The sequence below is a fragment of the Fibrella forsythiae genome (assembly GCF_017353175.1).
Classification (GTDB): domain Bacteria; phylum Bacteroidota; class Bacteroidia; order Cytophagales; family Spirosomataceae; genus Fibrella; species Fibrella forsythiae.
Genome location: NZ_JAFMYW010000018.1, coordinates 1 through 21,642 on the forward strand (window position 1 = coordinate 1; position 21,642 = coordinate 21,642).

Consider the following 21,642-nt stretch of genomic DNA (forward strand, 5'->3'; position numbering starts at 1 on the left):
CCGGAGGCCAAATCCCAGACAGGACCCCGCCACGCACTACCGGCCAAGTACAATTGTAATGCCATTCCCCGGTGATATATGACAGAGTGGTTACATCGGGGGCCGACCGTTCCCTAACTGCTTCAGTAGTGACCGGTCAGTAAAGAGGTGATTGGTGCCCTGATTAGGCCCTTCAGGCAGCTGCCAGCGGCCCAGGCCAGGTCCATGACAACCCGGATGCGTTGTCACCCCTGGGCCGAGGCGCGGTTACTACAATAGGGGCGCTCCGGGCAGGGCCTTCCCGGGGGAAGCCGCTCAGGCAGGCCTATCCAGCCGCTGGGCGCTCATGGCCAGAAAGGGCTTACCCCGCCGGGTGCGAAAACCCATGGCGTTGAGCCGATCGGCGATGGCCTGGTAGGGGAGCCCCTCCCGCCTATAGAGCCGGATGAGCTCAGCGGCCTGCACGTTAGCCGGGTGCTGGCGGGCGTTGGCCCGGTGCACGGCTCGGCCCAGCTCACTGATGGCGGGCGTCAGGTTGGGGGTGCCCAGCTGGTGGCCCTGGGCCTTCTTGGCCTGAAGGGCCGAGCGGGTACGCTCGCCGATCAGCTCGCGCTCGTGCTGGGCCAGCACGGCCATGATGCCCACGGTGAGCGTGTTGGCGTCGGGGATATCGCAGGCCACGAAGTCGACCTCCGAATTGCGCAGTGAGAAGATAAAGTGTACGTTGCGGCTGAGCCGGTCGAGCTTGGCGATCAGCAGGCGCGCCCCCTGCTGCTTAGCGGCGGCGATCGCTTTCTCCAGCTGGGGCCGGTCGGCCTTTTTGCCCGACTCGATTTCGACGAATTCAGCCAGCAGTTCATCGTGGGGTTTGACAAATCGGGTGACGATCTCGCGCTGGGCGGCCAGGCCCAGGCCTGATTTGCCCTGGCTGGCGGTGGAGACGCGGTAGTAGGGGACGTACTTCATGGTAGGTGATTTCAGGCCTCTCCCCTCCCCTACTGGACACTTGTCGGTGTGGCTCGGGCGGGAGTGAGGGGTGTTCCACGGGCAAAGGTAGGGGTAAAATGGGTTTTATAACATAGTAAGAACGCTCGTTCTTATAACGTTATGAAGGCACAATGACCTAAATCAGTTACTTACTGGTAGCAGAATCCCATGCTAGTTTGTTGACCAGAGCTGTTCAGGGTAGCAGATCGAACATGGCCTCCATCTCCTCTTCATTGAAGTAGATCGTGTGCTGATGTTCGAAAGCCGGTTGATTATGATGAGAAATCCGCCAGATCCTCTTGTAAGGAATTAGCAAAGGCTCACTCGATTCGAGGGGAATGTGTAAGCGGATCAGCATGCCCTGCTGGGTAAGCTCAATGCTGTCGATGGCGCTGCGGTGGAAATACAGATACGGCCTGTACTGGCGCTCCCCCTGGCTTTCGTAGTAGGTCGCCGCAATCATGTAGTGGTGAGCTGGATCGGCTAAATCAGCGATCATTTCTTGCAGGATAGCCAGTAAGATCAAATCAACAGGGGCAAATTCCATTACTTAAATATACAAAATCGCCACCGTTTGATCAAGCGATATGACCTTGGCCAGACCCCCTACCCTGCCACTTAAAGAGACGGATTGGTAAACGAATGGTCGCCCAGGGCTTTGCGGCCGCAAGAAAGCTAACGAAATACCTGTTCCGCTAGCCTGGTACGTACCGCTAGATTGATATAGCTATTTATCTAGTCAGGCTAGTGTCACTACACCTTATACTAAAACTAGCACAAGTCACCAGCTTATATGTTTGTCTATCAGTAAGTAAACTGTTAAAAATACATCTATTTTTACATCTATTTTAGATTTAAAAATAGATGTAAAAATAGATTATAAATAGATTCGGATTTGATGCAGAAACAATCTGATTTACTACCTTTAGTGCATCGGATACCAATCTAAATCCAGATCTATATGGTGATCTCTTTAAATTCGATCAAGGGCGGTGTTGGCAAGAGTACTCTGGCCGTCAATCTGGCGGCCTGGCTCGTCAGCCAGGGCCACGACGTGCTGCTGGTGGATGGCGACGAGCAGGAGACCGCCAGTGACTTTACGGCCTGGCGGGAGCAGACCCTTGGTCAGACTGGTTTTACGCTGGTCAACATGACCGGTGCCAACCTGCGCAAGCAAGTCGAGCAGATGAAGGTCAAGTACGATCACATCGTCATCGATACGGGTGGGAGGGATACCACCTCTCAGCGGGCGGCTCTATCGGTGGCCGACGTAGCCCTGATTCCCTTTGCGCCCCGCAGCTTCGATCTGTGGACTATCAATAAGGTCATTGAGCTGATCGATGAGATTCAGGCCGTGCGTAACGAGCCGCTTATACCCTACGTGTTTCTGAGCCGGGCCGATATCAAGAGCGCCGATAACCGGGAGGTATCCCAGGCCCTGGCCGGATTTGCCCAGCTTACGTTTCTGCCCTACCCAATCAGCAACCGCAAAGCCTTCAGCAACGCGGCTGGCGTAGGCCTGGCCGTATTTGAAACCGAGACGCCCGATAGCAAAGCGGTCGCCGAAATCAACTCACTCTTCACTCACGTTCTCCATGGCCACAACACTCCCGCCACCGCGTAAGAAACCTGTCACCGAGGCCCAGATCGAAGCTGTTATCAATAAAGGGGGCAGCACCACCCAGAAAGCCGAGCCGATCACCGAGCCGCAGGATACGGTCAAATACTTTAACCTGCGGCTGACGGCTGGCGTGCTTAAAGACATCGAAGAGCTGCGGGCTAAGCGGCCGCGTAAGCTGGCCTCTCCCAAACTGGGCATATCGACCCATGACTGGATGCTGGAGGCCATCGCCGAGAAGATGGAGAAAGAGCGTAAGAAATTCAATGTAACGCCTTAAGCCCCATAATGGGCTATTCATTGCCAGCGTTATCCCTACTCCCTACGACCCATGGCTGACCCCAAACAGGATCCCAAGCAGGATATATCCAAGATTGCCAAACGGCGGACAAAGCTGACCTACGAAGCCTTTCAGGAGGAGCCCGATGACCGCGAAATGCTGTTTCAGGCGGCGGCCATGTGCCACACCTATTTTCCGCGCCGGGAGCCCGATCTAGAGCCCCACGAGACCTGGGAGCAGCGCTCGGGCAAGTTCGTGCTCTATATAACGCCCCAACCCTTCCCTGATCCGCAAACAGGGGAGAAGACCTACTCGGGATTACCCTACGGGCCTAAAGCCCGCGTGCTGCTGGCCAACCTGAATACAATTGCCATTCAGCGTCAGACGCGCACCATTGAGATTGCTAATAATCCCGCCAAGTTTTTAAAAGACATTGGCCTGACTGATGGGGGCAATCAGCTGGCGGTCATTCAGGAGCAGATGCAGCGGTTGTCCAACTGCGTGCTGCGTACCTTTTATCTGGATGAACAGGAGGAGACTGGCGAGACCGTGCCCATCATTACCCGCACCAAGCGAAACCAGTGGACCAGCCAGATCACCCTGTCGGAGGAGTATTTCAAGCATCTCTCGGATCACCCGGTGCCCCTAGCCCGCACGCACCTGGCAGCTCTGTCCAATAATGCCACGGCCCTAGATCTGTACTGCTTCCTGGCCCACCGGCTGCACCGCATTCCCCCGGGCAAACCGCAGTTTCTCGCATGGAAAACGCTGAAAGATCAGTTCGGACAGGAATACACACGCATGACAGACTTCCGCTATAATTTTCTAAAGACTTGGCAGTCAGTACATTGCCTGTACACAGATGCCAAAGTAGAGCAGAAGGGGACTAAAGGGTTACTGCTTCATTTCAGCCTGCCTCCTATACCTAAAAAGCTGATAATCAATGGAATAGATCTAAAATGACGACAAAGTTACGGTTTGCCTCCACCAGACATGTTAATAAGTCTTGATTATCAGCCGTTTATGCTGGTTATCCACCGTAACTTACTCGCAAAGTCACCGTAACTTACTCGCAGTTTGGGCGCTTATCCACCGTAACTTACTCACACAAACCTTTATTTAGATTACTATTAGAAAAGAACCTTTATTACTGCTAAAAGGCAGTGGAAAATGCTAATGAAAAAAGGGTGGCAAGAGGCGCGACAACTAAAATCTTAGTTATAAAATTGCATTATTTAGTAATGAATTAGCATTTTACTAATAGCATTGTGGATTAGTATTTTGCTTGCCTTTACTTATGACCGTTTCTGATGCTAAATCGCTGGACATCAATGAGCTGCTCGCTAAGCTAGGGTATCAGCCCACCCGGCGTACGGCCAAGGATACCTGGTATAAGCGGCCCTACGGCACCGAGTCCCACGCCTCGTTTCACGTCTCGCGTGATGGCCGTGCCTGGTTTGATTTCGGCACGGGCCAAGGCGGTAACATCATTGATCTGGCCCTGCTACTGGGACCCTGCTAGGGCGTCGCCCAGGCCCTGGCCTTTCTGGAGAGCGTGCAGGGGCAACTTGTTCGGTCCACTATCATCAAGCACCGGCCCATTCCAGACCTAGCCCCCGCTGCTTACCAGCTGGAGTCGCACCAGCCGATGGCCGATGAGCGGGGCGAGGCCTTTCTGCGCAGCCGGGCGCTGGATCCCCTGGCGCTGAAGCCTTATCTAACGGATGTGTACTTCACCCCGGCCAACGCGCCTGGCGGCCCGCTGCTCTACGGGCTGGGACTGCTCAATGCCTCGGGGGGCTTTGAGCTGCGCAGCCCGCTAAGGGGGACTGTATGGCGCAAGCTGAGCGTGGGACCCAAAGACATCAGTGCGTTTACGCTTAGCCCCACGGCGGCCTGGCTCTGTTTTGAGGGAATGCCCGACTTTGGCAGTTTTCTCACCGTAGACCGGCCCCCGGTGGGTACCTTTAATTATTTGATCTTAAACGGCACGGGCATGACCACCAGGGCCACCGAGTTTCTGGCCACTCAGCCTCCTGGCTCGCTGATCCTCTGCTCGCAGGCGGATCCGGGAGCCCAGCGGGTCAAAAAGACGCTGCTGGCCTGGGCCATTGCCCAGGGCTGGCAAACGGGCGATATCGATCACAAGTGGCAGGGGCACCAGGATTATAACGCCTGGCTGATGGCCGGGAGCGGGGGTAAGACCACCGCCTGACCCAGGCCCCTGACGCCCGGGGCTTTTGGGTATTCCTTCTAAGGGAGCGCTGGAACAGGGCAGAGGTAAAATAGGTTTACTGCTCATAGCGCAAACCCCTCCTTTTATGACGCATACCATCACCATACAGACCCAGGACGATACGGATTTTGCCCTGCTCAAAAGTCTGGCCCAGCGCCTGGGCCTGCGCATTGAGGAGGACCACCAGGAGATGGCCCTGAGCCAGAGCCAGGAGAATGCCCTGCTGGAGCAACTGGCGGGCGGCTGGCAAAGTGAGGAATCAGGGGAGCAGCTGGCGGCGATGCTTCAGACGGCCCGGCACTTTCGTTCCCGTGAGCAGGAGCTATGAGCGGCTATTTGCTTGATACCAATATCTGCGTTCATTTGATCAAGGGGGAATTCGGCATCAAAGAGCGAATTGCCCGGCTGGGGGTCCGCTCGTGCTTTCTCTCCGAGATCACCATTGCCGAACTGCTGTTTGGGGTGGAGAATAGCGCCCCGGAGCGCCAGGCGCAAAACCGGCAAAACCTCCAGGTGTTGCAAACCCTGTTTGAGGGGCGTATTCTGCGCATCGGGGAGGCCCTGCCCGAGTATGCCCGCCAAAAAGTCGCTCTTCGACGCCGTGGCCGAACGGTTGATGAGTTTGATTTGCTCATTGGCGCTACGGCCATCGTGCGCGGGTTAACGCTGGTCAGCCGCAACACCAAACACTTTGCCGACTTGGCAGGCATTGAGCTGGAGAACTGGGTTGACCAGTCCTAGCGCACGCCCTGCCTGGGGCAAGTAACGGCTACTAATAGCCAGTAGACCAGGAGGACGTCCTTAGCCTACTCCTAATGAGAAACCCGTACGCTGTACGGATTGAGGAAACAAGGCGGTACTCATCAGCGGGCCGGTATCAACTACGACCAACTGGTGAGCTGCCTACCCGGCTCTGATCGATGGTGCCCTCAATGGAGACGAATGCCTCGGCGCTGCGAGTAGCCGGAGGGTATCCGCAAGGTTATGGGTCAGCAGCCTTGAGTGCGCTGGCAGGTAGCCCTGACAGGGGGAGGGCGTTAGCCAACATTTCAGGCGTGGATGGGTTGATTGCTTGGTAAGCGGCATCCGGCCTGGCACTTAATCAGGACCTGGCCAGCCGGTACCGCATTAACCCCAAAGCTACAGGCGCTACTACCGGTTGTGGCCTTATCGCTACTTGATATGAAGATCCTTCTAGTGTTACTACTGGGCCTGGTTACCTGCCCGGTCCACGCCCAATCGGTAGCCCCAAAACCACTGACAGGCGAGCAAGTTGCCCGGCAGGGGCAAGCCTTAAACGCTCAGCTGGCCAGTGGCTATCAGACGCCTATCGACGCCTGGGTTATTCATCAGGGAGACACCCTACAGCTGGGTAGGGGGGCCAGGCCCGATAAAACCTTTGTTCACGCCTATGCCCGTCCTCAGGGCACCAAGGGCCGCGCCAAGGCGGGGCTGCTGGCGGCTGGTTACTCGGGCAAAGAAGTCATTGTTGATGAGCTGACTATAGCGCCCAATCAGGCTGGTGAATCAATCCTGTACGGACTTTTTGCGGCGGGTGGCCAGAGCTACCAGCTGGCCATTGAGCCCGCCATCAAAGCGGGGGAGCTGCTTCCACCGGTTAGGTACCGTCCCTCGGCCCAGGCCTCACCGGCGCTGCCCGTGGTAGCGGCCAGGGAGCTAGCCAGGCTGAAGGCCCAGCTGGCGGCGGGAACCATCTCGGAGGCCGAATTTGAGGCCCAGAAAAAAAAGCTCCTCGACCACTAACGGGTTTTCACCTGGTAACCGCCTGCGGTAGGCCTTTCTGCTGACTCGCTAGAGAGGGGGCATTGGGCCGGGGCGATGCTGGAGGAGGTATGTTAAAGGCTGGCATAAGACCGGCCAGTAGCCTGCTTATGTACTGGTGTCAATCCGCCAAGGCGCGTTGTGCTCCCCGCTCTTCCGGCAGCGCATGGCTAGCCGTTGGCCGGTAAAAGCCTTAGACAAATAGTTTACGAAAGCACAGGTCTTCCTAAGGTTCTATTAAATCGATCCAGCAGGTAGTATATAGCTCCGTTGACGGCCTTGAGTAGCGCAGCACTGGCCCGCCAGTTGCGAGAGGTATTCAAAGTGGGCCTGGCCCGTAACGCTGTTAGTAGAACATGGAAGTAAAGCAAGCGACCTTCCTGCTGCTTATTTCGGGAAACGTAGTGGAGAGGCTAAAAACGGATACGGCCGTACTGGCCGCCCGGTGGGAGTATCCCCGCCGGGTAACCAGCGTACTGGTCAGGGCCCAGGAGCTGAAACCGGGTGAATCAGCCCAAGCGGTCCGGGCCATCAAAAAGCATTTCAGTATCTATGGCATTGTGCGCTCGGTTCAGTACCGGGTTCAGGATGCGGAGAGGAGGAGCTAAATCGGCTTCAAGTGCTGGTGGGCAGCAAGCTGGCTGTTTCGAGGCAGCAAACGGCTATTCTCTCTTATGTGTCGGCCAAAACCACTGCCAGACTGCCAGACAAGGGTACGTTCATGCTCGCCGAGGGCTAGACAAAGGACAGTGTGTATATGGCTGTCGGCGAGGTGCCCAGGCTGCTGGCTAAACAGGCGGGGAAGCTACGGGCGGTAATCGCTAAAGGAAGGAACGTAGAGCGCTTGAAGCAGCTCACAGATGCCTATTAGCGGTTGTGGGGTGAACCCTGACTCTACACCCTGCTCAGCGTTGAGTGGGCAAGGTGTAGGGGCGATTTTGATTAGACTACCGATAGGTCAGATGTGTGTACTATTTCTTGGCAATAAAGTTAACTTGTCCGTACTTAGCCCTTGATTAGGGTCACAACTCAACCAGAGTAAACGTTTCACGTATGAACAAACTACTGCTACTCGCTCTGCTCACAACCCTGCTGGGCTGCCGGATAGAGATCAACTTGCCACCGGCCCAGGTGCAGCCCGTTATATCTCCACCCGTCACGTCTCTACCCGTTACGCCCACCCCGGGGCAGCAAAACCAGCGTCCGCAAAGCAAGTATCAAAGCGCCACGGGGGACGTGCTGGATCGCTACATTGTAACGGCCTACATCGTCGGCGGAGATACGCTGTACTCCAGAACACCTACACCGGGTAACTACCGGCCCGGCATCAACAAGCTGGACATAAACAACTTTGCGCTCCTGATCGAAGAGACGGGCAAGGATCAGTACACCCTGACCTATTCGTATTATCACAACAAGACGGCCCTGGTGCCCAGGTTCACCCGGGCGGTGAGCGCCCGCGCCCTGGATTACCTCTACGAGTTTACCCTAGCTACAGCTTCTGGGCCCACCGTGTACGAGAGCACCATGCGCCGAAGCTCACGCGTGTTTTACGAGAAGATCAAAGGTGGTGGGATCGCCATTCCCCTGGCGGGAGCGTCAGGTCCACTGGACCAGTTGACGGATAAAGAGGTGATCATTGTGGCCATGCCTCAGTAGCGGTGTTGTTCACGCCCTAAGAGCTTGATCAAATGGCCGAGCTTTTATACCGTTAAATGCTCTACTTGCTAGTCAGCAGCGCTGGCTGTTAAACGCAAGCTGTCGAAAATATTCGCGCCACTAAGCTACATAAGCGCATGATCCAGTCTCCTTTAGTCGAAATAGCAATCCTGAGACGCAGAGGTTACAAGCTGATTGAGAACGGTTAGCTTAACCGCCTCAACTGGTTAAGTCGCAACATAGCGTTCTTACAATCCTTTGTTTTTTATTTTACTACTCAACAAACGAATATCACTACGGGCTGCGCAAAATCCGTTCGGCCACTGGAACAGGAAAAAAGCCTGGGTCTAGGGTAGGTAGGAAGAGAGGATGTCTTAACCTATTGATTTATACGCTATGCTGCCGTGACTTATCTCGACTTTGAAACCCGCTGGAGACCAGCAGGCGGTGCTGAACGTGCTAACTACGGCTTGTTTTTTGCGGACCTCTGTGATCTGATCGGCGTGGCCCGGCCCGACCCCACCACTGACGATCCCAGTCAAGATAATTATGTGCTCGAGCGGGCCGTTTCGTTCCAAAGTAGGAGGAATAGCAGTAGCTAAGCTACTGCTATTCCTCCTACTTTGGAACGAAACGGAGACCATTTCTCCACCGGCCGGATTGACCTCTACAAGCGGGGCTGCTTTGTGCTGGAAACCAAGCAGGGCACCCAGACCCCTGACCAGCAAAAAGCACTAGAACGATCAGAGCTGGGACTACCACCCGAAAAGCGCCGAAAAGGCCACGCCCTGCGGGGTACGGCCAAATGGGAGCAGATGATGCAGACCGCCCGCCAGCAGGCGCTGGGCTACGTGCGGGCGCTACCGGCTGAAGAGCCCCGGCCGCTATTTGTACTGGTAGCTGACGTGGGCTATTGCATCGATGTGTACAGCAACTTTTCGGGCGTAGGTGAGCAGTACGTGCCCTTTCCTGATCAGACGCGCTACCGACTCCCCCTAGCCAAACTAGCTGATGAAAAGACCCGGGCGCTGCTCCGAGCAATCTGGACAGATCCTGGCGAGCTGGATCCGGCTCGCCACTCGGGCCGCGTGACCCGGGAGCTGGCTGGGTATTTGGCCCGGCTGTCTGCTCAGTTGGAAGGAGCCGGACACCCGCCGGATTTGGTGGCTCAGTTTCTGATGCGCTGTTTGTTTACCATGTTTTCCGAAGATGTGGGCCTGATTCCTAAAGAGTCCTTCACCGGCATGTTGCGTCAGTACGCGCAGCCAGATCTGCGCGCGTTATTACCCGATGCCCTGCAAGCCCTTTGGCAAACCATGGATACGGGCGGCTTCTCGCCGGATCTAAAGGCGCGGCTGCGAAAATTCAACGGGAAGCTGTTTCACCAGGCCCAGGCTTTCCCTCTCTCGGGGGATCAGATCACATTGCTGCTTAGGGCAGCGGAGGCGGACTGGACGGCCGTCGAACCCGCCATTTTCGGCACGCTCCTGGAGCGTGCGCTGGATCCGCGCGAGCGTCACAGCCTGGGGGCGCATTATACGCCTCGCCGCTACGTCGAACGGCTGGTGCTGCCTACGGTATTAGAGCCCCTGCGCCGGGAGTGGGCAGCGGCCCAGGCGGCGGCCGCTCAGCTGCTGGGGGAGGGCAAGGACAAAGCGGCCCGCGCCGAGCTGGAGCTGTTTCTGCGGCGGTTGACGAGCCTTAAAATCCTGGATCCAGCCTGCGGGTCGGGTAATTTTCTGTACGTGACCCTGGAGCACCTCAAGCGCCTGGAGGGAGAAGTGCTGGCGGCCATTAATTCCTACGGTCAAACGGCCCTGCTTAATTTGAGCGGCGGCACGACCATTTCACCCCGGCAGCTGCTGGGTCTGGAGCTCAATCCCCGCGCGGCGGCCATTGCCGATGTGGTTTTGAAGATCGGCTACATTCAATGGCACCTTCGGACCCACGGCATGAGCGAGCTCCCTGAGCCGCTATTGGACGAATACGAAAACATTCGCCAGCAGGATGCTGTGTTGACGTATGAGGAGGACCTGAAAAACGCTCGGCCGACCCAGTGGCCAGCGGCTAACTTTATCATTGGTAATCCTCCTTTTGTTGGTGATAAAGCCATGCGAGGAGCTTTGGGCGATGCCTACGTAGATGCCCTACGTAAGGCCTACAAAGGCCTTGTGCCTGAGTCGGCTGATCTAGTAATGTACTGGTGGGAAAAAGCGGCCCAAACTCTTAGCCAGAACCAAACTGAGGCGTTCGGCTTCATTACGACCAACTCAATCACGCAGACTTTTAACAGGCGTGTTATTCAAAATCACCTGGATGGAGAAACGCCCTTATCGCTAACATTTGCTATCCCTGATCATCCGTGGGTAGACAGTGCGCAGGGAGCGGCCGTACGAATAGCGATGAGCGTAGCGCGGGCGGGGTCACTGCCGGGTAAATTGCTAAGGGTAAGCCGCGAAATGGCCACTGATACTGATGACGGCCACGAAGTAGAATTAACCGAGGTTAGCGGCACTATCAACGCTGATCTCACAGTTGGCGCTGATGTAGCAGGAGCGAAGGTGCTTAAAGCGAACACGGGTATTACCAGTAACGGGATGATGCTGGCCGGTTCTGGATTCATCGTTTCGCAGGAGCAAGCTAGGCAAATAGGATTAGGCAGTAAGCCCGGTTTAGAAAAACGCATTCGGCCCTACCGCAATGGAAAAGATTTAGCTGCCCGGCCCCGTGGCGTGTATTTGATCGATCTATTTGGCCTGACCGAGTCAGAAGTCATTAGCCAATTCCCAGAGCTATACCAGCACGTTTTTACCTATGTCAAACCGGAACGCGATCTCAACAACCGTAAAAAGTTAAAGGAGATCTGGTGGGAATTTGGCGAAACCCGCAAGGGGCTGAGAAATGCCCTACAGGATATAACTCGGTTTATAGCGACTCCCGAAACGGCAAAACACCGGTTGTTTCAATTTCTAGAAGTAGAGATTGTTCCCGATCACATGCTGGTGGCAATAGCAACTGATGATGCATTTCATTTAGGAGTTCTGTCTAGTCGATTGCATGTAGCATGGGCTTTGTCTACTGGTGGTCGAATGGGAATGGGGAATGACCCGCGTTATAACAGTTCGCGTTGTTTTCAAACGTTCCCTTTTCCTAATGCGACGCTACAACAGCAACACCGCATTCGGGAGCTGGCTGAACAACTAGACGCCCACCGCAAGCGCCAACAAGCCGCGCATCCAGCACTTACCCTAACTGATCTCTATAACGTGGTCGAAAAACTGAGATTGGGTGAAGTATTAAGTTCAAAAGAGCAGATCATCAACCAGCAGGGACTGGCGTCACTGGTGCTCAGTCTGCATCAGCAGCTAGACATAGCCGTGGCTGATGCCTACGGCTGGCCATATGATTTGCCTGAAGGTGATATACTGACTCGCCTGGTAGGGCTAAATCAGGAGCGGGCAGCTGAAGAAGCAGCCGGACTAATTCGCTTTTTACGTCCCTCGTATCAGCGGCCAGGAAGTGCGGCTGCAAGTCAGCAGCAGTTAGGTATCGATCTGCCTGGATCCGCTCCTGCAATCAGTGCGCCGGTTACCAGTCAACAGGTGTGGCCTAAAGCCTTAGCCCAGCAGATGCAGGCCGTCCGGGAGGCGGTGCAGCAGGCGGGTGTTCCCATTAGTACCAAGCAAGTGGCCACTTATTTCCAGCGGACTCGCCCTGAGAAAGTGCAGCCGTTGCTGGACACGTTAGCCTCACTGGCTTTAGTGCGGCTAACGCCTGAAGGGACCTATGCACTATAGGGGAAAGCAAAACTACAGCCACTAGTGCACGCTATACCGCCTTGTAAGTAGCCCGTGCCCAAGCTGAAAGCGGAGGCTGGTCTCGTAGCCGTAGCGGCCACCCAGAACCGATTCTCGCTCGACCCATACGTCCAGGCAAAAGGGAGAAGAGCTGCTGCGATCGGCAAACTCGTAAAGTTTGAAGGAGAGCAGGGCCTTTTCCCCCAGGGGCAAATCAGTAGTAGAATACATCGCTACCTATCGTAGTTTATTTGGCCGCTCGGCGGCAGGGCAGGGCGCAGGATCAGGGCTCCAGTATACCCTATCGGCCCCTGCGCTGCAGTCGAGCGGCCAATCCTTTGGCTACCGGCTAATCTGCAAGTCAAGCAGGCAGCTTAAGGACCATATAAGCTTGCTACTCGGCGGGGCGCTTACCTGCAGCAATGGATTCTTGCTTACGAGCGGTTGATAATTCGTTGCCGAACAGATAGGTTAACCCAGGCAAATTCCCTGTTTAGCGTCAATCAGAAGAATTTAGAGCCAGCTTCGCACAGCCTGTGAATGGCGCGATAGGAGTAAACTAGCTGAATGGCTAACCATAGAAGAATCCCCCTCGAGGGGGATTGCTGACCAGAGTCCTCCTGTTCAACTTTGCAGGATCAATCAGCTTACCCTACCTGCTAGCTGACTCGTTGGGTTGTTGAATTTTACTGTCAAAGCAAACACGTTGTCTGAACCAATCCACACGTATTCTTTGCTAGTCACGTCTATGCATCACCGTTATGAACAAGCTGTTCCCTAGTCCTGAAGCTATAAGACCCCGCCCGTGGCGGTTGGCCTTTGTTTATTTTCTGCTTTTTGTTTCAGTGACGAATTGCAAGCACTCAACTGACCCGGACGTCGTAGAAACACCTTCGCAGATAGGTCAACTAACGGTTGGGGAATCTAAGGCGGGCGTATCTCAGCAAATCGGTGCCCGTGGGGGGGTGGTGCAAATCAGCGATCCAGCTTCACCGCTGAACGGCTTTAAAATCGAGGTCCCATCGGGTGCTTACGCGGAGAACAGAGTTTTCAACGTCTCCTATGCTCCGCTTCAAAAACATGATTTCGGCCCTGATTTTACGGCGCTAAGCCCGCTGATTACCGTAGAAAACGGCGGCGATTTTGCCCAGTTACCTATGTCGATCAGCATACCAATCCAATTACCAGCTAATCACCAGGCCTGCGTTTTTATGTTCGACGATACGGGTGATTTTTCTGTTTTGCCCACCCGTAATTTGCTGCCTAGTCAGATCACCGTCGACGCGTCGCATTTTACCCAGACTACGCCAGCGAAAGGTGGACGAACAGGCATAGAGAAAGGGAGAAAACTGCTTGTTGTATCAAGCAGGACCGATATTTTGAATGCGGTCAAATATAACACCGGTTTTAAGCCAGGCGTTGATGACTGGGGATTTCCTAACTATGGTTCGTATGCTTATCCGGATGGCCTGTGCTCGGGTATGGCGGTGACGTCGCTTTGGTATTTTAATTACAAAAGAAATCAATCAGGTAATGGGTCTTTGAGAACAGATAAAACACTATCAAATCCTTATTTTGAAAAGCCGGATGATCTATTTGTAAAAAATAGATATTGGGGGCTCAATGATACTGGGATAAAGTTTGCGTCAATGGTTCAAGTAGTCAAATCTTCATTAATATCAAATTTTTATAAAAACATAATTGGATTTATACCTGATGCTTATACCTACTACAATATGGCATTCTACTTCAAGTACAATAAAAATGCCAAGCCTGATTATATGCTTATAAATCGAAAGGATGGATCAGGCAGTCACGCTATCTTGATTGTTGGAAAGACCGTCAATGGCTTACTGGTGGCAGATCCTAATAAAACAGAAGTATCAGAATTAAAATTTTCAAATTTTACTTTTGAGGATTATTTGGCAACCCAGAATCTGAACGATTTGCCTTCCGTTTACAACGGATTTTATCTCATTCCCGAAATAGATTATAAGCCCGTAGAAGAGAAATGGAAAGAAGTAGAAAACAGAACTATTGGCCAGGGCTGTTTTCCGGATTATTCCTCGTATGAATTAATAACAGAAAATAAAAAGACAAAATTCAAGAATGATTTATTAATATTTTCTGACTTTTCCTTGTCTAATCCTAACAAAAGTACGAAAGCCAGATTATACGCAGTTGATGCCAGTAACAAGGTTAGTCCACTGGGCGAAGATACTGTAGGAAAAATATATTCGATACCTAACGGGACACGGAAAATAGGAATACTGGCAACGGCAACAACCTCAAGAGATTGTGCAGGAAATGAGCCAACCTCTAAAGGTTTCCAGTGGGCCGGTGTAACGTGGTATACGGTACAGGCGGAAAAATTAACTATCAAGGCATTGGAGGATATTTCAATTGAAAATCCGGGGGTCATCAATAAATCATACGGATTTATAATGGAGGGGAATTACACATTTCCTTCTGGTACTGTTTTCTCCTGGAATTTTGGTGATGGTTCATCCGGGCTAACCTACAGTGGAAACAATAAAGCAGAACATACGTTTACCAAAACTGGGACTTATACCATTAAGTTAACAATATTACGCCCGTCAGGTGAAGAGTATGTCTTTAAAAAGGACGTAAAAATCAACTACGAAACTTCAGTCAATAAGATTTTCTTTTCTTTGAATGGCACTAAGATTGATGTGCCTGCAGAACCAGTAAACATGAGTGGGGCTAGTATAATTTATAAAGTGAGCCTCAATTCAAAGGTTAATACTAATCCAGAATACGCCATTGTCATTGATAAAGTTGCTAACTTTACTAATAAAATCGGAACTTATTTGATTGATGATTATTTTATGTATCCTCTGAACTGGAGAGCATCGATTTGGATTAAAACAAAAGCTCCAGATGGAAGTATCATACAAAAAAGTTACGGAAGCCTAAGTGGTGGCCAGTTTAAGATAACTTACTTAGATATGACCAAAAATATCATAGAAGGAACTTTCTCCTTTGATGCTCGTGATCCCTCCAGCAAGGAATTCATTAAAATTACTGATGGCTTTTTTAGTAATAAATAATTTAACCCTTTTGTGGTCTTACTCAGTATAGGTCGGTGTATACTTTTACATAGGCTAAACGTAGTCAATCAGCTGATAGGCAGCTTAGCATAGTCCTGAAAAGTAATAGTGAAAGGACGTTAGCCTTCGAGGTAGGCGCATCTTTCACAACCACCAAGCCGAACGGGATTTGCAGCTCGTAAAGATCAGATAGCAAGTGATAGGCTGCTTTCGGACGAAGAGTAAGGCAGCTATATATGCCCGTGTTTTGGGCGTTGTCTACACAATTAGAAAGCAGGATCGGAACGTGGTCGATGCATTGGCCAGCGTTCTAAATGATAGCTTCTAGTGGTTTACCTGAACAGTTACGAATAATTAAGACTGAAAGGCAAGAAACAGCTCAAACTGATACTCTATTTATTCTTTACGGTACTTTGACGAATCGTCCAGCTGCTGTATTGTAATCGCTTTGCAACCGTAAGTAATAGGTCCCCGCAGGCAAGCTATCAGTAGCTAGCTTATTTACGCCGGATACGCTGTTTTGCTGGTGCAGTAACTTCCCGCCACTATCATAGAGTAAAATGGTGGAACCAGGCGGTACCCCGTCGATATGTAGTTGATCTGAGACGGGATTAGGGTAAATTCGTACTACCTCCTGCCACGGAGTACTAAGCCCTGTAATAACAGCGCCGTGTTGCACTACGGTAACAAGCTGAACGGGAATACCGGTAGCGGATAAGGTAATAGTGGCCGTTCGTGAATCAGGTACTGTATTTGCCCCCACCGTCAAGGTAACTGGCGCGTTGCCAGAAGTTGATGCTGGCGAGGCAATTAACCAGGCCACCGAGCTGCTAACTGACCAACTTGTATTGGATATGACGTCAAAGGATGAGCTTCCCCCTACGGCGTCTACCGTCAAACTTGTAACAGACGTAGCCAATGTAGGGGGTAGGCCCGCCTGAACAATCGTTGCGGTTTGATTAGGCAGACCAGCGGCTGTAATGGTCAATGTCGCCAGGCGTACCGCCGCCGTTGAATTGGCTACTGCTGACAGAGTGATCACCTGACTATCCGACCCCGACGCGCTTGAGGGTGTCAGCCAGGGCTGTGAGCTGCTGATTGACCAGCTCACATTGGCAGTGATGCTAAAGGAGACAGCAGTAGCTCCATTGGCCGGTAGAGACAGGCTCTGAGTCGATGTGGTTAGCATCGGAGCTACGCCCGCCTGCGTTATGGCAACAGTTCTATCTGTAAAACCTGTAGCAGAAACTGTCACAACTGCCGTCCGGGAAGCAACTGCTGAGTTGGCGGCCGTAATCAGCCTAACAAGTTGGTTGCCCGAGCCTGTCGTCACGCTGGGCGTTAACCAGGTCTGCGAACTAGTGACGCTCCAATTGCCCGCCGTCGACAGGACACTGAACGAAGCCGTGCTGCTGGCCGTTGCCGGTAGGTTGATCGCGCTCTCCGAGACGGTCAGTAAGTCAGGACTCAAAAAGGCCCAATCCGCGTCGCTGATGGGAAAATTTAACGCCCGGAAATCGGCCCGCAAATCGGTCTGGAAAGCACTTGACAGGGCGGCTACCATCATCGTCGCCCGGAAGGAATCGGCGGCCGAATTATTGTTGAACTGATCGTAGCGCCGCTGCCACTCCGGATTGAAGCGTTGCAGAAACTGCATCAGCCGTTTAGCGGGCAACAGATAACCTTTATTTTGCGCTTCGGCGTACTGGCAAAACTTATAGGCAATCGTTCCGAATGTAAATAACGTTTCGTCGGCTGGCGTTGCCGGATTATTCCAGGACGTAAACACCTTACCTCCGTTGACGTATTGATTGTAGAAGGTCTTGGTCGTACCAAAATCAGCTAAAAACCAATTTTTCATCAAGCTAGTGTATTCGGCATCGAAACCGTATTGAGCATAATTATTAAGGACAACATACCCTACCGTATGCTGAAAAATCTGGGCCATCGCTTCTGCAAAAATGGAGGTTGCGTTACCACTGACTCTACTGCCAATTATGTAATTGGCTGGTGAGTTTAGCGTGATATTGTGGCCTAGCTCATGGGCCAGAGAAGAAAAATCCAGATTGGTCAACAGGCCATCACCTACGGCAAACGAGAGGGGGTCGGTAAACCACAAGGCGTAGGCCCCGCCGAAAGTCGAGTCCCGAAGCATATACTGCTGAATCTTTCCATTGTGTTTATACACGTCGTTATTGGCCATGTCCACTTCAATCGAATTGAACACGGAGAGAGTATAGGCTAAATCAGCCCTATTAACGTTGCCAGAAAAAAAACGATCGTCGGTGTAGTAAGTAGGTTTTGTAGGAACTGAGGAGAAGTGGCTTGAAAAACTCATGGCCTGGCTAGGAATAAAAACAGCGTAGTCGGCATTGAGACTGATAGGTGTTATTGTAGGCTTTATAAAAAGAACTAATATATCAACTGTATCCTTCTCGGTGGCAGAGTAGTTAGCAATAACTTTTGCCGTGTAATTCTTTGTCTTGTCGCTGTACGTTTTAGTCTGCGGAAAGAACCCATTGGTGCTTGTGCCGTCGCCCCATATCCAGGTGAAGGTAAGGCCAGGCGTCGATGGCCCTCTTGAATCGCTACCTCCAAAAATTACTTCACCCGTGGCCCGGTTAATCGTGCTGGCACTGGCTGATAGCGTTCGGTTTCCCGTAACTAGTTTTTTGTAATTGAAAATTTCCTGTCCTCTGGTTAAAAACGGGCTCACTAAAAGCAGCAATAGAAAAAGTTGTTTCATGTGAGATGGATGGTTAAACCCGTTAGACGTTGGGGGGGCTATCGCTCGCCGAATAATGGGTACTCGTTGCGCAACGAGTAAACGGCTAGGGGGTAATGAAGCTGAAAAGTGGTGTGGATAGAGCGGACTGTCACAAAATTGAGTTCAGCCATGTCCATGGACAATCCCCCTGAAGGGGGATTTTTTTGCTACGTCTAATTCAGCTACTTTGTTGGTAGCACCATACCCCTATGCCATGAAGCTATGGCTCTACCTAATCATCCTGATTGGTACAAGTCGGACTGCCTGTTCTGGGCAGCACATCTTTTTAGTGCCCACGGCCCGCAAACAGGCCATTGATTCGCTCCATCAAAAGATCAGTGAACTAAGCCGGGAAGGGGCTAACTTTCACCGCGACACGAGTCTATTTTTTTCGCTTGACCGGTACTATTATCACCTCTCGCAGCTCAATTCACGCTTTTCTCCGACCGTTGACCTGCAAAAATTCTATGCCGATTCGATGTTCAGCGTCGCCCGGCGAAGCGCCTGGCCCCAGGGGCTGGCTATTGCTACGGTTCGGCAGGGGCGGGCCGCTTTTAATCGCCGTCAGGATTCAACCGCTTTCCAGCTGCTTCAGCGGGGAGAAAACGTATGTATCCAGCAAAAGCTACCCCATGAACTGGGCCTGGTTCTTATCAACCTAGCTACGTGTCTGGTGTATCGACCTACTAATACACCTGGCGAGTGGGAGCGGGCAATGGCGTATATGCAACGGGCATTGAAGGTGGGGCAGCAGATCCATGATCCGGAAGTCATTTATCTGTACTATGATTTTATGGGCGATTTTCATATTCTCAGGGGACAGTACGAGCAGGCCCTTCGTTTCTTCAACGCGGCCAGTCCGCTCCTGAGCCAATACCCATCGATGAGCGGGAACCGGACCAACCTGGGTTATCTGGCTATCTGTCATCTGCATCTTGGCCACCAGCAGCTTGCCCAGCAACTACTGACCCGCTTCTTCGCCCAGAGCAATCCCGACGAAGGCACCTATGCGGCTTACCTCCACCATATTGTTCTCTACGAAATCAGCCAGTATTACTTAAAAGAGCGGGCTTATTCATCCGCCCTGCACTACCTGCATCAGTACGCCCGAATCCTGCACCAGCGTCCCCCCATCGATCAGTTCAATTATCACCGCAGCCTGGCGGAGATCTACGAGAAGACCGGGAATTATCAGTTAGCCCTGCACCATCAACGTCGCTACCAGGCAGCCAAAGACACCATCCGATCGGAAGAGTTCAGCCAGCAGTTCGCCGTGATGGAAAATCGCTACCAGCTTACCCGTAAAGAGAGTCAGATTCAGGCCCTGAAAAATCAGACGTTAAAGCATCAGAATGACGTGCAACAAACCCGTCTTTGGCTGCTAGGGGTGGTGCTGGTTTGTATCCTGGGAATAGCGGGCCTGTTGCTGTATACCGACCGGCTCAGGCGCAGAAAGGTTGAGTCGGAACTGCAAATCATCACCATCCGAAATGAGGTCAATGCGCGGATTCTTCGCGCGCAGGAAGATGAACGCAAGCGCCTGGCAGCTGATTTGCACGATGATCTGGGCGGGGTTATTGCCACCATTCGCCATCAACTTGATCAGGGGTTGGCCCTTAGCTCGCTGCCTGCGCTGCGGCCCCTGCTTGCCTCAATCATTGCCACCACCACGCAGGCTGGTGACAAAATCCGCAGTATTGCCCATAACCTGATGCCCCCCGATTTTGAGCGGCTGGGCCTGATCGAGAGCCTGCAAGAATTAGTCGATTCGCTCAATGATGACCGCTTCCAGTTTGCCGTGTTTGGCCAGCCCCGGCGGCTGCTGCCTGAAGTAGAGTTGACAGCTTACCGGATAGTGTCCGAACTGGTTCACAACGTGCAGAAACACGCCCAGGCCAAGCAGGTTACTATCCAGTTACTGTTTCACGCTGACAACCTTAGCCTGGTGGTGGACGATGACGGCATTGGCCATTCGGCGGCAACTAGTGGAAACCCATCAACCGGAATCGGGCTGAAAAACCTATCTTCAAGGGTCAATTATTTGAATGCCCGCTGGCACACCGATACCAGTGCCCAGGGCACGGTTACCCTTATTGAGATTCCTTATGCATTTAGCCCAGAGCAACATTCTGATCGCCGATGATCATCGCATGTTTAACGACGCGATCGCCGGTCTGCTTCGGCCGCTGGCCAAAGCCGTTTGGCAGGCCTTCGAGGGCGGTGCGCTCCTGCATGCGGTGCAGCAATACTCCCCCAATCTACTGCTACTGGATATTAATATGCCCGGCATCAACGGTATTGAGGCGGCCAGAATCGTTCGCCAGCATAGCCCTGATCTAAAGATTTTGCTCATTACCATGTACAACCACACCCATTTTGTCAAAGAAGCCGAGTCGCTGCAGCTGAACGGGTATCTGCTTAAAGATTCTCCCTCGGAAGTGCTCTTCGAGGGTATTGATGCGGCCCTGGCGGGTAGGTCTTTCTTCGATCCGAAGCTCCAGAAATCGGCCTTGACGGAGCAGGATGCCTTTACCAAAGGATTTTCCCTGACCCGGCGCGAAAAGGAGGTCATTCAGGGGCTAGTTGCCGGTCAATCAGCTGAACAGATTGCCGCGCATCTGTGCATCAGTTACGAGACGGTGAAAAGCCACCGGAAAAATATCTATCTAAAGCTGGGGATCAATACCATCGTAGACTTGATGCACCTTAGTCGGCAACAAGGCTGGGGAGAGTAGGCTGGTAGAAACCCCTGAGGTAGGAACAGGGTCGGCTAGTGCAAACGCTGATCAGCATCCAGTAGACTATGGCTCCTACTGCGTGACTACGCCAAACGCATCAGTTGCACAATCCCGCGCCTGGTAGGGGCATCAAAGCCACTGACCCGGCTGTGCATGCGCTGTATCTAACAGATCATCCTGCTGCTCCAGCTCTTTTTGCTGCTGGGCCAGAGAGCTTGCCCGGACCGACTCGGCTAAGATGGCCGTCCAGTCGGCCTCCAGTTGTTACATGGCCGCCGGGGAAGAGTGCCCGTCAAATGCTGCCGTGGGCAGATGAACCGACCGGAATCCATCAGCTGCACATTCCTGGATCTAGCAGGCAAGGGAGTACTAAGCCTCCAAGTAGCGCTATTGAGTAGGGAGCAGTGGCACAAAGCCTAGTTTGTGCAGCACGCCTACGTAGGAAACTACCTCTGGAAAGGCCTGCGTCCCGCCGTACCAGGGCTGCCCATCAGGACCGTACGGGACGACCAGCGCCGTGGGCCTGGTCGTCTGACTCAATACGCCAATATAGACATCCACCTGATAGACCTGCTCCTGGGTTCGCAGTGCATGGGGATCAAAAGGGTCTTTCTGCATGAGCCAAAGCAGGGGAGCGGGCAGCCGGTAGACGGCGTGTCGATCACCGTCCTCATCGCGGTACACCCGTAGCGGGAGCAAACAGTCAGCTGGATACAAGTAGGGCATGG

Annotated in this window: 19 protein-coding genes; 14 read left to right on the forward strand and 5 right to left on the reverse strand. The window is 52.8% G+C overall.

Annotated elements, in window-relative coordinates; all coding sequences use genetic code 11:
- Positions 1-294: 294 nt before the first annotated feature.
- Positions 295-945: a recombinase family protein gene (locus J2I46_RS30825; RefSeq protein WP_207332960.1), complete on the reverse strand. Its 651-nt coding sequence runs from the start codon at positions 943-945 to the stop codon at positions 295-297.
- Positions 946-1,159: 214 nt separating this feature from the next.
- Entirely contained in the window at positions 1,160-1,513 is a 354-nt protein-coding gene (locus tag J2I46_RS30830; RefSeq protein ID WP_207332961.1) for a hypothetical protein, read from the reverse strand.
- Between the two features lie 414 nt (positions 1,514-1,927).
- Between J2I46_RS30830 and J2I46_RS30835 the strand changes: the two genes are divergently transcribed.
- The 11 genes from J2I46_RS30835 (at position 1,928) to J2I46_RS30885 (ending at position 12,338) form a co-directional block, all read left to right on the forward strand.
- A complete protein-coding gene (locus J2I46_RS30835) occupies positions 1,928-2,590 on the forward strand; it encodes an AAA family ATPase (RefSeq protein ID WP_207332962.1) in 663 nt (220 codons plus the stop codon).
- Positions 2,562-2,864 carry a hypothetical protein gene (locus J2I46_RS30840; RefSeq protein WP_207332963.1) on the forward strand — a complete coding sequence of 101 codons (303 nt, stop codon included), beginning with the start codon at positions 2,562-2,564 and terminating at the stop codon, positions 2,862-2,864. Before J2I46_RS30835 ends, J2I46_RS30840 begins: the two co-directional genes overlap by 29 nt.
- Before the next feature lie 51 nt (positions 2,865-2,915).
- The gene (locus J2I46_RS30845) at positions 2,916-3,827 is read left to right on the forward strand and encodes a replication protein RepA (RefSeq protein WP_207332964.1); all 912 of its coding nucleotides are present in this window, start codon (positions 2,916-2,918) and stop codon (positions 3,825-3,827) included.
- A 334-nt stretch (positions 3,828-4,161) separates the two neighbouring features.
- Positions 4,162-4,386 (forward strand): hypothetical protein, encoded by a 225-nt coding sequence (locus J2I46_RS30850; protein ID WP_207332965.1) that lies wholly within the window; start codon positions 4,162-4,164, stop codon positions 4,384-4,386.
- Between the two features lie 33 nt (positions 4,387-4,419).
- Positions 4,420-5,079 carry a hypothetical protein gene (locus tag J2I46_RS30855; RefSeq protein WP_207332966.1) on the forward strand — a complete coding sequence of 220 codons (660 nt, stop codon included), beginning with the start codon at positions 4,420-4,422 and terminating at the stop codon, positions 5,077-5,079.
- A 106-nt stretch (positions 5,080-5,185) separates the two neighbouring features.
- Positions 5,186-5,428, forward strand: a complete 243-nt coding sequence (locus tag J2I46_RS30860; RefSeq protein ID WP_207332967.1) for a hypothetical protein — start codon at positions 5,186-5,188, stop codon at positions 5,426-5,428.
- The gene (locus J2I46_RS30865) at positions 5,425-5,841 is read left to right on the forward strand and encodes a type II toxin-antitoxin system VapC family toxin (protein ID WP_207332968.1); all 417 of its coding nucleotides are present in this window, start codon (positions 5,425-5,427) and stop codon (positions 5,839-5,841) included. The genes J2I46_RS30860 and J2I46_RS30865 overlap by 4 nt, the downstream gene beginning before the upstream one ends.
- A 441-nt stretch (positions 5,842-6,282) precedes the next feature.
- Positions 6,283-6,864, forward strand: a complete 582-nt coding sequence (locus tag J2I46_RS30870; protein WP_207332969.1) for an SHOCT domain-containing protein — start codon at positions 6,283-6,285, stop codon at positions 6,862-6,864.
- A 374-nt stretch (positions 6,865-7,238) separates the two neighbouring features.
- The gene (locus J2I46_RS30875) at positions 7,239-7,490 is read left to right on the forward strand and encodes a hypothetical protein (RefSeq protein WP_207332970.1); all 252 of its coding nucleotides are present in this window, start codon (positions 7,239-7,241) and stop codon (positions 7,488-7,490) included.
- Positions 7,491-7,935: 445 nt separating this feature from the next.
- Complete coding sequence (locus J2I46_RS30880) at positions 7,936-8,541, forward strand: hypothetical protein (protein WP_207332971.1); 606 nt, start codon at positions 7,936-7,938, stop codon at positions 8,539-8,541.
- Positions 8,542-9,164: 623 nt separating this feature from the next.
- Positions 9,165-12,338, forward strand: coding sequence for a class I SAM-dependent DNA methyltransferase (locus J2I46_RS30885; RefSeq protein ID WP_229380044.1), 3,174 nt, complete (start codon positions 9,165-9,167; stop codon positions 12,336-12,338).
- Between the two features lie 21 nt (positions 12,339-12,359).
- On the opposite strand, the gene J2I46_RS30890 is transcribed toward J2I46_RS30885, so the two are convergent.
- A complete protein-coding gene (locus tag J2I46_RS30890) occupies positions 12,360-12,569 on the reverse strand; it encodes a hypothetical protein (RefSeq protein ID WP_207332972.1) in 210 nt (69 codons plus the stop codon).
- 530 nt (positions 12,570-13,099) lie between these two features.
- On the opposite strand from J2I46_RS30890, the gene J2I46_RS30895 reads away from it, so the two are divergent.
- On the forward strand, positions 13,100-15,409 hold the full coding sequence (locus J2I46_RS30895) for a PKD domain-containing protein (RefSeq protein ID WP_207332973.1): 2,310 nt from the start codon (positions 13,100-13,102) through the stop codon (positions 15,407-15,409).
- Between the two features lie 403 nt (positions 15,410-15,812).
- Here the strand turns inward: J2I46_RS30895 and J2I46_RS30900 are convergent, their stop codons facing one another.
- Complete coding sequence (locus tag J2I46_RS30900; protein ID WP_207332974.1) at positions 15,813-18,155, reverse strand: BACON domain-containing protein; 2,343 nt, start codon at positions 18,153-18,155, stop codon at positions 15,813-15,815.
- Between the two features lie 235 nt (positions 18,156-18,390).
- On the opposite strand from J2I46_RS30900, the gene J2I46_RS30905 reads away from it, so the two are divergent.
- Positions 18,391-20,319 carry a tetratricopeptide repeat-containing sensor histidine kinase gene (locus tag J2I46_RS30905; RefSeq protein WP_207332975.1) on the forward strand — a complete coding sequence of 643 codons (1,929 nt, stop codon included), beginning with the start codon at positions 18,391-18,393 and terminating at the stop codon, positions 20,317-20,319.
- Positions 20,282-20,911 carry a response regulator gene (locus J2I46_RS30910; protein ID WP_207332976.1) on the forward strand — a complete coding sequence of 210 codons (630 nt, stop codon included), beginning with the start codon at positions 20,282-20,284 and terminating at the stop codon, positions 20,909-20,911. The genes J2I46_RS30905 and J2I46_RS30910 overlap by 38 nt, the downstream gene beginning before the upstream one ends.
- Before the next feature lie 390 nt (positions 20,912-21,301).
- Here J2I46_RS30910 and J2I46_RS30915 read toward each other — a convergent pair whose 3' ends face one another.
- Positions 21,302-21,640 (reverse strand): hypothetical protein, encoded by a 339-nt coding sequence (locus J2I46_RS30915; RefSeq protein ID WP_207332977.1) that lies wholly within the window; start codon positions 21,638-21,640, stop codon positions 21,302-21,304.
- Positions 21,641-21,642 lie beyond the last annotated feature (2 nt).

Coding starts and splice junctions, on each gene's coding strand:
- J2I46_RS30825 (WP_207332960.1), bottom strand. CDS start 945: ATGAAGTACGTCCCCTACTACCGCGTCTCCACCGCCAGCCAGGGCAAA.
- J2I46_RS30830 (WP_207332961.1), bottom strand. CDS start 1,513: ATGGAATTTGCCCCTGTTGATTTGATCTTACTGGCTATCCTGCAAGAA.
- J2I46_RS30835 (WP_207332962.1), top strand. CDS start 1,928: ATGGTGATCTCTTTAAATTCGATCAAGGGCGGTGTTGGCAAGAGTACT.
- J2I46_RS30840 (WP_207332963.1), top strand. CDS start 2,562: ATGGCCACAACACTCCCGCCACCGCGTAAGAAACCTGTCACCGAGGCC.
- J2I46_RS30845 (WP_207332964.1), top strand. CDS start 2,916: ATGGCTGACCCCAAACAGGATCCCAAGCAGGATATATCCAAGATTGCC.
- J2I46_RS30850 (WP_207332965.1), top strand. CDS start 4,162: ATGACCGTTTCTGATGCTAAATCGCTGGACATCAATGAGCTGCTCGCT.
- J2I46_RS30860 (WP_207332967.1), top strand. CDS start 5,186: ATGACGCATACCATCACCATACAGACCCAGGACGATACGGATTTTGCC.
- J2I46_RS30865 (WP_207332968.1), top strand. CDS start 5,425: ATGAGCGGCTATTTGCTTGATACCAATATCTGCGTTCATTTGATCAAG.
- J2I46_RS30870 (WP_207332969.1), top strand. CDS start 6,283: ATGAAGATCCTTCTAGTGTTACTACTGGGCCTGGTTACCTGCCCGGTC.
- J2I46_RS30875 (WP_207332970.1), top strand. CDS start 7,239: ATGGAAGTAAAGCAAGCGACCTTCCTGCTGCTTATTTCGGGAAACGTA.
- J2I46_RS30880 (WP_207332971.1), top strand. CDS start 7,936: ATGAACAAACTACTGCTACTCGCTCTGCTCACAACCCTGCTGGGCTGC.
- J2I46_RS30890 (WP_207332972.1), bottom strand. CDS start 12,569: ATGTATTCTACTACTGATTTGCCCCTGGGGGAAAAGGCCCTGCTCTCC.
- J2I46_RS30895 (WP_207332973.1), top strand. CDS start 13,100: ATGAACAAGCTGTTCCCTAGTCCTGAAGCTATAAGACCCCGCCCGTGG.
- J2I46_RS30900 (WP_207332974.1), bottom strand. CDS start 18,155: ATGAAACAACTTTTTCTATTGCTGCTTTTAGTGAGCCCGTTTTTAACC.
- J2I46_RS30905 (WP_207332975.1), top strand. CDS start 18,391: ATGAAGCTATGGCTCTACCTAATCATCCTGATTGGTACAAGTCGGACT.
- J2I46_RS30910 (WP_207332976.1), top strand. CDS start 20,282: ATGCATTTAGCCCAGAGCAACATTCTGATCGCCGATGATCATCGCATG.
- J2I46_RS30915 (WP_207332977.1), bottom strand. CDS start 21,640: ATGCCCTACTTGTATCCAGCTGACTGTTTGCTCCCGCTACGGGTGTAC.